Annotated in this window: 9 protein-coding genes and 2 tRNA genes; 6 read left to right on the forward strand and 5 right to left on the reverse strand. The window is 68.8% G+C overall.

What is annotated here, in order from left to right:
• Positions 1 to 160 precede the first annotated feature (160 nt).
• The 3 genes from ABDW59_RS17185 to ABDW59_RS17195 form a co-directional block, all read right to left on the reverse strand.
• Positions 161 to 236: transfer RNA gene (locus ABDW59_RS17185), tRNA-Asn, on the reverse strand.
• Between the two features lie 103 nt (positions 237 to 339).
• Positions 340 to 415 (reverse strand) — tRNA-Asn (locus tag ABDW59_RS17190).
• A gap of 36 nt (positions 416 to 451) precedes the next feature.
• Positions 452 to 2,653 (reverse strand): TonB-dependent receptor, encoded by a 2,202-nt coding sequence (locus ABDW59_RS17195; protein ID WP_343631259.1) that lies wholly within the window; start codon positions 2,651 to 2,653, stop codon positions 452 to 454.
• A 397-nt stretch (positions 2,654 to 3,050) separates the two neighbouring features.
• Between ABDW59_RS17195 and ABDW59_RS17200 the strand changes: the two genes are divergently transcribed.
• Positions 3,051 to 3,203: a hypothetical protein gene (locus ABDW59_RS17200; protein WP_343631261.1), complete on the forward strand. Its 153-nt coding sequence runs from the start codon at positions 3,051 to 3,053 to the stop codon at positions 3,201 to 3,203.
• Between the two features lie 97 nt (positions 3,204 to 3,300).
• Here the strand turns inward: ABDW59_RS17200 and ABDW59_RS17205 are convergent, their stop codons facing one another.
• Positions 3,301 to 3,780: a DUF2442 domain-containing protein gene (locus tag ABDW59_RS17205; protein WP_343631263.1), complete on the reverse strand. Its 480-nt coding sequence runs from the start codon at positions 3,778 to 3,780 to the stop codon at positions 3,301 to 3,303.
• On the reverse strand, positions 3,777 to 4,007 hold the full coding sequence (locus ABDW59_RS17210; protein ID WP_343631265.1) for a DUF4160 domain-containing protein: 231 nt from the start codon (positions 4,005 to 4,007) through the stop codon (positions 3,777 to 3,779). Before ABDW59_RS17210 ends, ABDW59_RS17205 begins: the two co-directional genes overlap by 4 nt.
• A 331-nt stretch (positions 4,008 to 4,338) precedes the next feature.
• Here ABDW59_RS17210 and ABDW59_RS17215 point away from each other — a divergent pair, with 331 nt between their 5' ends.
• The 5 genes from ABDW59_RS17215 to ABDW59_RS17235 all read left to right on the forward strand — a co-directional run bounded on the left by ABDW59_RS17215 (position 4,339) and on the right by ABDW59_RS17235 (position 13,135).
• The gene (locus tag ABDW59_RS17215; RefSeq protein WP_343631267.1) at positions 4,339 to 4,857 is read left to right on the forward strand and encodes a hypothetical protein; all 519 of its coding nucleotides are present in this window, start codon (positions 4,339 to 4,341) and stop codon (positions 4,855 to 4,857) included.
• 1 nt (position 4,858) lies between these two features.
• On the forward strand, positions 4,859 to 5,530 hold the full coding sequence (locus ABDW59_RS17220; protein WP_343631269.1) for a PspA/IM30 family protein: 672 nt from the start codon (positions 4,859 to 4,861) through the stop codon (positions 5,528 to 5,530).
• Entirely contained in the window at positions 5,527 to 6,153 is a 627-nt protein-coding gene (locus tag ABDW59_RS17225; protein ID WP_343631271.1) for a YqiJ family protein, read from the forward strand. The genes ABDW59_RS17220 and ABDW59_RS17225 overlap by 4 nt, the downstream gene beginning before the upstream one ends.
• Before the next feature lie 146 nt (positions 6,154 to 6,299).
• Positions 6,300 to 8,069, forward strand: coding sequence for a flotillin domain-containing protein (locus ABDW59_RS17230; RefSeq protein WP_343631273.1), 1,770 nt, complete (start codon positions 6,300 to 6,302; stop codon positions 8,067 to 8,069).
• A 62-nt stretch (positions 8,070 to 8,131) separates the two neighbouring features.
• Positions 8,132 to 13,135, forward strand: a complete 5,004-nt coding sequence (locus ABDW59_RS17235; RefSeq protein WP_343631275.1) for a C39 family peptidase — start codon at positions 8,132 to 8,134, stop codon at positions 13,133 to 13,135.
• Positions 13,136 to 13,139 lie beyond the last annotated feature (4 nt).

Below are 13,139 nucleotides of genomic sequence, written 5' to 3' on the forward strand. Positions count from 1 at the left end.
AGAAATACACTGGGACGCGGCCATGGCTGCCCCCTGCGAAAGTGAGTCTCGACAACTTCAACTTAGCAGGTGCGGCACCTGGCCGCGTCTCGTTCTTCCCCGCACATCGGCGAAGAACCAAGAAAAAGCCCCATCCGCTTTCGCGAATGGGGCTTTGATTTGGCTCCTCGACCTGGGCTCGAACCAGGGACCTACGGATTAACAGTCCGGCGCTCTACCGACTGAGCTATCGAGGAATTGTTGGTTTTCAGATCCTATCGATCTGAATTCTTTGGCCAGAACCTTCGGTGGGACTCTGGCTTGTTTTCGAGAAGTCCCGGAGAACTTCTCTTCTGATCTTGGCTCCCCGACCTGGGCTCGAACCAGGGACCTACGGATTAACAGTCCGGCGCTCTACCGACTGAGCTATCGGGGATCAGAGCCTAAGAGTATACACAGAAAATCTAGACCCTTACAAGACCCACTCCACCGATGCTCTCCATGTGCGATTGGCGAGCGGATACAGGTAGGCATGTCCGTACTGGAACGGCGACTCCCGCCACGCCTGACGGTCCGTCACGTTGTCCACGCCCACTCGCCAGATCAGCAGCTGCCGCCCCACGTTCTGCTCGTACTTCGCGCCCAGGTCCAGACGCGTCCAGCTCGGGATGCCGATCGAGTTGTCCGGCAGCACCATGCGCTTGCCCTCGTAGACCAGACCCGCTTGCAGCTCCAGCCCCGCGAGGCCCGCGTTCTGATGCGCCTGCAGCTTCACCGAGGTCTCCGGCACGTTGGCCGGCTTCAGACCGTTGAGGCTGGCATCGCTGCTGCCCTCGATGCGAGCGCGCAGCTTCATCGCGCTGGCCAGCAGGCCGCCACCGGTCCACTTCAGATCGGCCTGCGCCTCGATGCCGCGGTGATGCTGCGTCCCGTCCAGCATGCGCGAGACCAAACCGCCGCCTGTGTCGACGTCGCGCGTCGCCGCCTTGCGGATGTCGAAGTAGTTGACCGACCAGTCCACCGCGCGGCTGCCCGACTTCAAGCCGAACTCCCATTGCTTGCTGCGAATGGCGGGAAGGGCGCGGCCCTTGTTGGCGTACTCCTGCCGATTCGGCGCGACGTCGGACTCGACGCCTTCACCCCAGCTTGCATAAGCCATCAGCTGCGGATCGATCGCGTAGCTCGCGCCCAGCCACGGCGTGGTCAGCGATTGGCTGTAGCTGGTGGGGTTCTCGCCGCCGGGCGCGGCATTCACCAGCCAGCTGTCGCGCTTCAGGCGCGTGTGGCGCAGGCCTAGCCACCCCTGCCAGCGCTCGCTCAGCTGAACGGCGTCGCGCAGATAGAGCTCGGTGCTGCGCTCGGTGCGGTCGGTGTTGGTGCCGGTCAGCGAGGGATCGGCCACCGTCGGCAGCGTGCCCCAGATGTTGCCGGTGCCTGCGTAGTTGTAGGCCTGGCCCTGTAGCCGGCTGCGGAAGCGCGAGAACAGCACCCCCGTCGTCAGGTCGTGCCGCATGCCGGCGATGTCCAGCTTGCCCTGCGCCGACAAGTCCAGCGCCTCGGAGTTGCGGTGCTCGTTGTCGCTGCGGAAGTCGTATTGATCGAAGGTGCCGTCGGGGCAGTAGCTGCTCCCGTAATAGGTCCCGTCGCTCGCCGTGCAGCCGAAGGGATAGGCGAGGCGGTCATCGGTCACCAGGCGCTGGATCGCGCCATGGGCCTGCAGCTTCCAGTCGGCGTTGAGCTGATGCGTGACGCGCAGCGACGCGGTCCGGCCCTCGAAAACGACGGGCTGGCTCCAGGACTGGTTGTTGAGATTGGTGCGGGGGTCGATGGACTTGGCGTCGGGCAGCGTGCTGCCGAGCAGGCTGAAGCCGGGCTGGCTGGGCTGGCTCTGGCGGCTGAGCTCGACCTCGGCCTCGACCAGCGTCTCGCGGCTGACGCGCCAGTCGCCGGCGGCCGCCAGCAGCCAGCGGTCGCCTTCGGCGTCATGCAGTTGCGGACGCAGCTTGGCCGCCTCCACATTCACGCGCAGGCCGAAGGCCTTGTCGTTGCCATGGCCGTCGGAGAAGCGGCGGCTCCAGTCCATGGACGTGTCCAGGGTGCCGCGATCGCTCGCGGCCAGCGTGACGCTGGTGAGCTCCACGGTGGGCCGCTTCACGACGAAGTTGACCAGGCCGCCGGGCGCGCTGGTGCCGGATTGGATGCCGCTGGTGCCCTTGAGGACTTCCAGGCTGCTCTTGTTATAGAGAGAGATCGCGGTCTCGGCGTTGATGGGCAGGCCGTCGCGGCGGTAGTTGAAGCGGTTGTCGAGGTCGAAACCGCGAATCTTCAAATAAGAGACGTAGCCCGCCGAGTTGTAGGCGTCGCCGACGCTGGCGTCCAGCGAGGTCAGGCCGGCCAGGCTGATGAGGCCGCGGTCGGTCATGCGTTCCGAGCTGACGATGCTGGCCTGCATCGGGAGCTTGGCGATGGGCGTGTCGCCGAAGCCGCCCACGGTGAGCGGCACTTCGGAGGCGCCCTTGACGACGACGCCGGGCAGGGCGGTGCTGCCGCCGGCGGAGGGCGAGTCAGCGGGCGCGGCGGACTGCGCGGCCGCGTGCAGGCAGACGCCGCCGGCGATCAGCGCGAGCGCCAGGCGGTTGAGGGAGAGCGGGTGGAGCTTGGACGAGAGTGCCATCGATGTGCCGGAGCCATGAATGCGATGGCAGGTGGGCAGACCGGACACGCCGATGAGAAGGCGGCGTGGGCGACACGGAGGTGTCTGATGGCGTGCTTCCCTGCGCGAGGATTACCTCAAGTCTCTTGAAGGAGACTTTGACGCGCGCCTTGCGGCACGCGCCAACAGGTTCAAAGGGACTTTCTCAGCCGATCAGGAAGACCGGCACCCCTAGCGAAACTCGCCGAACGGGCCGGCGAGCGGGGGAGATTCTAGCGGTCGGGCGAATGGCCTGGCGCATCGACCTTAAGCGTCGGTTGATTCAGCCTCCGCGCTGGCAGTAGTAGAGTGCGCGCCAATCGCTGCGGATCGCGGCGATGATCGAATCACATCGGACGCTTTTGAAGAGGAGTTCAAGATGCCAAAAGGCGAGCAGCGCAACGACAAGGCCAAGATGAAGCCCAAGAAGGACAGCGGCAATTCCAAGGAATCGTCCTCCGTCTCCGATCGGCCCGTCGCACCGACGACGGCCGTCATGCCCAAAGGCAAGCTGAAGAACAAGGTGGGCTGAGCCCGCGCTCCACGGCCCATCGCGGGCTGTTCCCATCCAACCGCCCCGCTGATCGCTTCGCGATCGCGGGGCGGAGTCGTTTGGGCGACTCCGCCGCCTACGCCGCGAGCGGAATCGGCAAGGGTTTGGATGAGCGGCGCTTCTTCAGGGCCGCCCAGCCCAGGCAAGCGAGCGCCACCGTGCGCGGGACCGGCTTTGCGCCGCTTCGGTAGTAGGCGAGCATCCGACGAGACATCCCCAACGCCGCGGCGGCGGCGTCGAGGCTCAGGTCGTGCTCGTACATCCAGCGCCAGATGAACTCGTGGGAGACGCCACCGGCCTGCTCTACGCCCATGGCACGAAGGTTGTCCGAGGCCAACTCGAGGTTGTCATCGTCCGCCCAACAGACTGTGTCGCAGAACTCGCCCAGGCGAGCGGTCTCAAAGGTCTCCTGGACCTTCAGGGGGGCGAGCAGGGGGTGCTTCTGAATCACTTCCACGAGATTCACTTCATACGCCGCGCCGTCCGCGAACGTGAGAAGCAACGATGCCCGAGACGTCGGTTCAACGGCGGTGAGCGTGAAATGAGGGGCGTTCAAGGGTTGTTCTCCTTCCATAGCCGCATCAACAGCAAGCGATTCGCCTCGGCCCACTGCAAGGCTTCAGAGAGGGCGGGCTGAGGGATCTCACCCGCGAGCACACGGAGCGTCATGATCGTCACGGCAGCCTTGCTTCCGTCATTGGCCCGGATGTGAAAGTGAGGCGGCGGGTGCTCCTTCCCGAAGATGCGAATCTGAGACTTGGGCAGGCGAGCGATGGTAGGCATGAATTCTGGTGCAATGGTTGCACTGCTGCAAGCGCCTTTCGGCAGACCCACCACTGTCCGAGCATCCGGCGGCCTTCGCCTTGATCCTGCGCAAACCTCCTCCGGATTCACCCATCCGCACCTCCACAGGGCATGACCCGACCCTCTCCCACCGATGGGGGAGGGTGATTGACCCGCCCGCCGCGGCCCGGTCCACTGCTCCCCTCTGACAGCGAGCGGTCCATCGAAGAATCCTGTGGCAATCGCAGGAAATGCGAATGACACCATCCGTTGACGGATGAATTCATCTGCATACACTGGACCGAATTCCACCGCTTCAGGCCCACACGACATGAACGCGAGCAGCTCACCCCCTTCGATGGAGCCCTTGTCGGCCCGCATCCCCAGCGACCTCTATCTCTGGCTCGCCCAGCTGCAGGTCGAGGGCGCCGCGACCAACAGCGACAAGCTGCGCGTGCTGCTCGGTCAGCTCAAGCGACAGCACGACGGCGCCTTCGACTACGTCGCCGCCCACGCCTGGACCCGCGACCTGACCGCGCGGCTGCGCGACTCGCTGGTCCGCATCGAGAGCGAGACTGGCCATCACTCCGAAGTCGTCAGCCTGCTGCTCGACCACTTCGTCTCCGCGATCGCCCTGGCGATCAGCCAGGCACCGCAGAACGCCGACGACGCCCGCAAGCTCGAGGAGGGGCTGGTCCGTCGCGCCACATCGCTGTGCGAGACCCTGCTGCGCCAGGGCACCCCGAGCTCCGCCGCGGCCTACGACCCGCAGGTGGTGCGCAAGCACCTGGGCACGGCGCTCGAGCTCGCTCAATCGATTCCATCCGCCACGTCCTCGAAAGGATCTTGAGATGTCCGACTCCCTGAAGACCCGCGTCGGCCGCGTGATCGCCGGCAGCGTCCATGCGCTCCTTGACCGCATCGAGGACCAGGCTCCCGAGGCCACGATGGAGCAGTCCATCCGCGAGGCCGACACCGTCATCGACGAGGTGCGCCATGAACTGGGCACGGTCTCCGCGAACCGCCATCTGTCGCAGCGCCAGCACGCCAACCTCAACCAGCTGCATGCGACCCTGGCCGCGCAGATCGACGAGGCCATGACCGCCGGCCGCGAGGACCTGGCGCGCGCCGCCGTCGCCCGGCAGCTCGACATCGAGGCCCAGTTGCCCGTGCTGGAGACGACGCTGGCCGAGCACGCCAGGCAGGAGAACGAGCTGACGGGCTTCGTCGCTGCGCTGCTCGCGAAGAAGCGCGAGATGCAGGACGCGCTGGCCGAGTTCCGCAGGAGCCGGGCAACGGCCGCCGCGACCGCGACCAGCCCCGCCGGCACCGGCACGGCCGCGCACCGCATCGGCAAGGTCACGGACGCGTTCGACCGCGTCTACGAGCGCCAGACCGGCCTGTCCGGCACGGCGCGCCAGAACAGCCTTCAGCAGGCGGCGCAGCTCAAGGAGCTGGACGACCTGGTCCGTGACAACAAGATCGCCGAGCGCATGGCCCAGCTGAAGGCCGCCAAGCCATGAGCCTCTTCACCGCGCCGCAGAACCTGCCGTTCGGCATCGGCTTCGCGCTGATCGTGGGCATCGCGCTCGTGGAGGGCGCGGGCATGCTGATCTCGTTCAGCCCCAGCAACCTGATCGACAACCACCTGCCCGAGTTCGGCGGCGACACCGGCCTGGACCGCGTGCTGGGCTGGCTGCACCTGGGCAAGGTGCCCGCGCTGGTGCTGCTGCTGCTCTTCCTGACCGGCTACACCGTCTTCGGCTACAGCCTGCAGGTCGTCATGAACGGGCTGTTCGGCGGCTACCTGCCGGCTGCGATCGCCGGGCTGGCCGCCGTGCCGGCCGGGCTGGCCACCGTGCGGGGTCTGGGCGCTTTGATCGCGCACATCATTCCGCAGGATGAGACCAGCGCGGTCAGCGAGCAGAGCCTGGTCGGACGCGTCGGCGTCGTCGTGACCGGCGTCGCGCGTCGCGGCCTCGCGGCGCAGGCCCGCGTCAAGGACCTGCATGGCCGCTCGCATTACCTGATGGTGGAGCCCGATCTGGACGACGAGGTCTTCGACGAGGGCGTGCAAGTGTTGATCGTCAGCAAGGCCGGCGCCTTCTATCGCTGCATCGCCAACCCGCATCCGGCGCTGATGTAGCGCGCCGACCACCAGCGGTTTCAGAGCTCAGTCAGAGCCCATCCACATGACCCATCGGGGAACGAGCGCCCGGCGCGTTCCACCGCATCAGAAAGCCGGGTTCACCGGCCCACGTCTTCGAGTTTCATAGAGGGAGTATTCAGTCCATGGACAACCTGATCGAGCTGTTGATCATCTCCGGCATCGCGTTCGTCGCGCTGCTGACCATCGGCATCGTCTTCGCGCGTCTGTACAAGCGCTCGACCAAGGAGACCGCCTTCGTCCGCACCGGTCTGGGCGGTCAGAAGGTCATCATGGATGGCGGCGCCATCGTGCTGCCCGTCTTCCACGAGCGCGTGCTCGTCAACATGAACACGCTCAAGCTCGAGGTCCAGCGCCGCGAGCGCGAGAGCCTGATCACCCGCGACCGCATGCGCGTGGACGTGACCGCGGCCTTCTTCGTGCGGGTCAAGCAGACCGCCGAATCGGTGAGCATCGCCGCGCAGACCCTGGGCGCGCGCACGATGAGCCCCAATGAGCTCAAGGCGCTGGTGGAGGACAAGTTCGTCGACTCGCTGCGCGCGACGGCGGCGACCATGTCCATCCAGGAGCTGCAGGACAAGCGCCGCGATTTCGTGCAGGCGGTGCAGAACGCCGTGGCGGAGGACCTGGAGAAGAACGGCCTGGAGCTGGAGTCCGTGTCGCTGACCAGCCTGGATCAGACCGACAAGCAGTTCTTCAACCCGAACAACGCCTTCGACGCGGAAGGTCTGACCCGTCTGACCGAGCAGACCGAGGCGCGCCGCAAGCAGCGCAACGACGTCGAGCAGGACACCGAGGTGCAGGTCCGGACCAAGAACCTGGACGCGACCCGCCAGAAGCTCACGATCGAGAAAGATCAGGAGTTCGCGACCCTGGCGCAGCAGCGCGAGATCGAGATCACCCGCGCCGAGCAGATCGCCCTGATCGCCTCGCAGCAGGCCGAGCGCGGACGGCAGGCCGAGGCCGCCAAGATCGAGGCCGAGCGTCAGGTCAGCCAGAAGCGCATCGAGGCGGATCGCGAGATCAAGTCGGCCGAGATCGAAAAGAACCTCGCGGTGCAGACGCGCGAGATCGAGATGGAGCGCAAGACCGACATGCAGCGCGCCGAGCAGCGCAAGCAGGTCGAGATGGCGCGCCAGGACACGCAGATCGCGATCGCGACCAAGTCGCGCGAGCAGTCCGACGCCGATGCCGCCGCCAACCTTGCCCGCGCCGAGATGGTGAAGGCCGAGGAGCTGGTGAACACCGCGCGTCAGGTCGCGGTGGCCGAGCGTGAGAAGAGCATCCAGCTGATCGAGGCGTCCAAGGAAGCCGAACAACTGGCCATCGCGGTGCGGGTGTCCGCTTCGGCCGAGAAGGAGGCCGCGCTGGACCGCGCCGAGGCGCTGACCATCGAGGCCCAGGCCAAGCAGGCGGCCGCGCTGGCGGAGGCCGAGGGCCGCCGCGCGATCAACGAGGCGTTGAACACGCTGTCGGCGGCGCAGATCGACTTGCAGGTCCGCACCATGCTGCTGCAGCAGCTGCCCAACATCCTGGAGCAGGCGGTCCGCCCGATGGAGAAGATCGACTCGATCCGCATCTTCCAGGTCAACGGCATGCCGGGCGCGAGCAACGACGGCGCCGGCGGCGCGGTCCATGGGCACGGCGGCGCGGGCGGTGGCGGTCACGGCGGCGGCGCGACCTTTCCGGAGCAGGTGATGAACTCGGCGCTGCAGTACCAGATCGCCAAGCCCATCGTCGACGCGGTGATGAAGGACGCGGGCCTGTCCAATGAGGGCATCACCGGCGTGGCGCAGTCGCTGGCCGGCATGCTGGGTCAGGCCAATGGCGTGCCGGTGCCGGCTCTTCCGGTCGGCGCCACCGCCAGCCTGCAGGGGGCGCCGGGCCAACCCTGACCCCATCGACATGCGGCTTCGCTAGGATCGGCCGCATGACGACAAGGGAGGGAGGCGCGCCCGTGCCTCCACAAAAAGATTGGTCGGCGATCGATCGATCGCTGGATCTCGGGCAATACCTGGCGGTCGCCGACCATGTCGACGGATGGATCGCGGAGGGCTCGCCGGACGGGCTCATCCGCGCGATCCGCGCCTTGCGCTTCCTCGGCGACGAGCGACGCGGCGATGCGATTTCGCTGCGTTTGGGGCGGCGGCATCCCGAGCTTCCCCAAGCACGGCTGAACCTGTTGCGCTCAGTGATGTCGCGGCGCGGCCCGGCCGCCTTCTGGCAGGCGCTGCGCCGCTGGCCCTCGCCGCCCGGCATGAGCGACGGCGATCAGGCCGACGACCATTCGCTCAAGGGGCTCTGGCTCGGCACCTTGCGGGACTTCGGCCCCGCGTGCGCCGAGCATGAGCGCGCCGTCGCGCTCGCGCCCGACGATCCCTGGCTGCGCATCGAGCACAGCTACACGCTGATGGCCCAGGACCGGGTCGAGGACGCGCTCGCCCGGGCGAGGGAAGCGCTAGAGATCCTGCCCGGCTATCGTGCCGGCACCCAGGTGGTGGCGCGGGCGCTGTCCATGCTGGGCCGCGGCGACGAGGCGGTCGCGATGCTGCGCGAGGCGGTGACCAACACCGAGTGCTCGGCGATTCCGATGCAGCTGGCGGAGCTGCTGATTGATCGCGAGGACTGGCCCGGCGTTCTGGCCATGCTGGCCGAGGCCGAACGCATGATGCCGCGCGCGAATGCGGTCGAGCTCGCCCGGCTCAGCGCGCTGCGGGCGGATGCGTTGATGCGCCTGGGCCGGTACGCCGAGGCGCGCGAGGCCGCGTTGCGGGTGCCGGGCACCGGCTTCTATTCGCGGCTGGCGGAGCGTCTGGCCGAGGTCGCTCAGGCCGAAGTGGCAAAGGCCGAAGTGGCAAAGGCCGAAGTGGCAAAGGCCGAAGTGGCGCAGACCGAGGTGTCCCAGGGCGACACGCCGCAGGGAAAAGCGCTCCAAGGCGAAACCCGCGTGCTGTTGCGCGTCCCCTTCATCCGCCAGCACTGGGCCACCTGCGCGCCGGCGACGCTGACGGCGCTCAGCCATTTCTGGGATTGCCCCGCGGAGCATCTCGAGGTCGCCCAGGCCATCTGCTACGACGGCACCAGCGACGCCAACCAGCGCGTCTGGGCCGAGCAGCAAGGCTTCGTCGTGCGCGACTTCCGCCTGGACTGGACCAGCGCCTGCGCGCTGATCGACGCGGGCGTGCCCTTCGCGCTGGTGACCAAGGGCTCGGCCAGCGGGCACCTGCAGGCCGTCGCCGGCTATGACCGTTTGCGCGGCACGCTGCTGATCCGCGACCCGTTCCTGATCGCGCACGCCGAGATGGAGGCCGAGCCGCTGTTCAGCTCGCAGGCGGCGCACGGACCGCGCGCGATGGTGATGCTGCCCGCGTCGCAGCGCCATCGCTTGGACGGCATTGTCCTGCCCGACGCCGACGATCACGACGAGCTCTATCGCCTGCAGACCGCGCTGGAGCGCCATGACCGGGAGGCGGCGCTGGCTGCGCGGGACCTGCTGGCGCAGCGCTCGCCCGGCAGCCTGCTGGCGTGGCGCGCGATCCGATTGATGGCCGTCTATGACGGCAACGAGCCGGCCATCCTCGCCGGCACCGAGGCCCTGCTGGCGATGTTTCCGGACGATCCGCATCTGCGGCTCAGCCAGGTGGGCTCGCTGATGACGATTGCCGGTCACGCCGCCAGCTCTCGGGTGATCGAGGAACGCGCCTCCGTGCCCGGCGCCGATCCGCACCTGCTGGTGCGTTGGGCCGAACGGCTCGGTCAGGACAGCCGGCAGGCGGACCAGGCGCGGTCCGTGCTGCGTCGCGCGCTGCGCGTGGCGCCGACGCTCGGGCAGGTCTGGTGGCAATGGGCCGATCTGGAATGGGCGCATGGCTCGCGCGACGACGCGGCCGCGTGTTTCCGCTGGGCGGCTTGCCTGCTCGCCACCGACGAGGCGGCGGCCAGCGCCTACATGACGGCCAGCCGCGTGCTCGGTCGCGAGGCGCAAGGCCTGGCCTTCCTGCGCGAGCGGGAGCGCGAATGGGGCGACCGCTCCAGCGCGCCGCTGATCACGCTGCATCGGCAGCTCGATTTCGCCGAACGCGCCGAAGAGGCCGAGGCCCTGCTGCAGGCCGGGCTGGCGCGACGGCCGGACGATGCGGCGCTCAAGCTCTTCGCCGCCGAGCATCGCTTGCAGCGCCAGCGTCTGGAGGAGGCGCAGGCGCTGCTGGACGCCGCCGTGCAGCCCGCGCATCCGGCCGACGTGCTGCGGCTGCGCGCGCTGCTGGACGAGGCGCGCGGCGAGCTCGACGCCGCGCTGCGCTGGGTGGGCGAGGCCTGCGCGCTGCAACCCTTCGGGCTGCATCACCGCCGCCTGTGGCTGCGGCTGCTGTCACGCCGCGACGGGCGCGCGGCTGCGGTCGCCGCCATGAACGAGGTCGTCGCCCAGCATCCGGCGCATTACGGCTTGCAACGTCTGCTCTATGAATGGATTCCCGATCGCGCCGAGGACATCAACCGGGTCCTCGACCGTTTGAGCGAGCACCATCCGCAGGACGCCTGGCTGCATCGCGAGCGGGCGGTCCAGGCCAGCCGGCAGGGCCGGCACGACGAGGCGGCGGCCGCGGCCGAGACCGCCTGCGTGCTCACCCCTGAACGCGCCGACGCGCACGGGGTGCTGGGCTATGTGCGGCATCGCCGCGACGGCTATGACGCCGCCGTGTCGGAGATGCGGCGCGCGGTGTCCCTGGACGCGGATTACGACTTCTCGATGCGGCAGCTGGTCGAAGGCGCGCCGGATCCGGTGCGCGCGCGCGAGGCGGTCGACCATGCGGCGGCGGAACTCAACCGGCAGGTGGTGCTGGGCGACGGCTGGCTGTGCTTCCAGCAGGTCGCCGGCCGCGGCTGGCCGCCGGGACGCGTGGCGCGGCAGCTGATGCGGGCCTTGCGCCGCCAGCCGGAGACCTGGCATGTCTGGGTGGCGCTGGCTCGGCAGTGGCTGGAGACCGGCCGCGCCTCGCGTGCGAGCCGGCTGCTGCGCGAGGCGGGCCGGCGCTTCACCGCGTTGCCGCGGGTGCAGTTCGAGCTCTCGCAGGCGCTGCGCATGCAGGGCGACCGGGACGGCGCGCGGCAGGCGTGCGAGGCGGCGCTGGCGATGTCGCCGGGATGGAACTCCGCCGTGCGACAGCAGGTGGACCTGCTGATCGAAGGGCAGCCGGACTACGCCGCCGCCGAGCGCGTGGTCGCGCGCGCGCTGCATCACGCCCATGAGGACGACGATCTGATCGCCTTGCTCGCCTGGTTGCACGAACGCCAGAAGAGGCCCGAGGAGGCCTTGCGCGAGGCGCGCCGCTCGCTGCTGCTGAACCCGCGTCCGCCTTGGGTCTGGGGGCTGGTGCGGCGCATCTGCGATACGGGCGAGCGCTTGCATGACTTCGATGCGTTGGTCGACGAGGTCGAGCGCAGCCGCCCCGGCGACGCGGCCGCGTGGACCGTGCGCGCGAGCCAGGGCCGCGACGACGCCGAGGCCCTGGCAGCCGCCGAGCGCGCGGTCGCGCTGGATCCGCGCATGGAAGCGGCCTGGGTGGCGCGCTTCGAGCGCCTGGCTCGCCTGTCTCGCCACGACGAGATCGAGACCCTGCTCCAGTCGCTGCCCTGGCCGGGCGAGGCGCCGGTCGCGCTGAGGGCCTGGGGCGCGCGTTGCGCCTGGCGCCGCGGCGACCGGACCGAGGCGGTGTCCCGGATGCGGGCGCTGCTCAAGGAAGTGCCGGACGACGAATCGCTGTGGCGCGACTTGGCCGACTGGGAGGACGCGCGCGATCAGAACGGCGCCTATCTGGCGGCCGCGCAGCAGCTGCGGGCGTTGGTGCCGCATCGCGGCGCGCCGCATGCCTACGTGGGCCACGCGCTGTTCAAGCTGGGCCGCCATGCCGAGGCGGTCGTGGACCTGCACCGGGCGGTGGAGCTGGAGGGCCACTATCCCTTTGCCGCGACCATCCTGTGCGAGGCGGCCGAGCGCATCGGCGACGTCGCGAGCATCCAATGGGCGGTGGCCTCGCAATGGGCCAGCGAGCCCAGCACCGGCCTGGCCCGGCGCGCGGTCGCCGCAGCCTGCCGTTCCGGCAATCAGGCGCTCGCCTTCGAATGGCTGGATCGGCTGGTCGACCTCGGCGTCGACGACGTCAACCAATCGCAGCTGGCCTGCGAGGAGATGGTCGGCGCGAACTGGCACAGCGAGCTGGCGAGTTGGCAGCGTGATCGCATCGAACGCGGGGAGGGCGCGCCGGGCTTGGCCATCCACTGGCTGAGGTCCGAGGCGGGCGGTGGTGATTTGCTGGCGGCTTGGAAGGCGACCCGCCTGCTCAAGCGGGCGCGCGGGCCGTTGCTGCATCGTGCGCTGCTGCGCTGGCTGGTCGACAACAAGCACGACCTGTGGCTGCGCTGGCTGCTGAGCCGCCATGGCGATCGACTGCGCCAGGACATGACCTGCTGGGGCGAGGTCGGCTACGCGCTGGTGGCGCTCGGGCTCTACACCGACGCGCTCAAGTGGATGAGCGACTGGCGCGAGCGGCAGCAGGTGCCGCTCTACGCGCTGTCCAACCTGTGCGTGGCGCTGGTCCGCCGCAAGCACTGGGCCGAGCTGGCCGAGGTCGTCGAGCATGCGTTGCCGCGCGATCCCTACAACGAGGACATCCGGCTGTGGGAGCTGGTGCTGCTGGCCTCGCGCTCGCAGGCGCAGGCGCTGGATCACCGGCTCGCGCGGCGTCACGAGTGGGCGCCGCAGGACTGGATGCGGCCGGTGGTCAGGATGATCGAGGCCTATGCCGCGCTGATGCGCGCGCAAGGCCGCGAGGGCACGATAGGCGCGCTGCGGCGCACGGCGATCGCCTCCGGCCTGGGCGCCTCGGTCTGGGAGCATCTGCGCCAGCCCGCGCGCCGGGTCCACACCGCGCCGTCCCAGCGCTGGCGCTGGTTCCTGCCGTGATCGA

The organism is Roseateles sp., from assembly GCF_039595295.1.
GTDB lineage: Bacteria > Pseudomonadota > Gammaproteobacteria > Burkholderiales > Burkholderiaceae_C > Roseateles.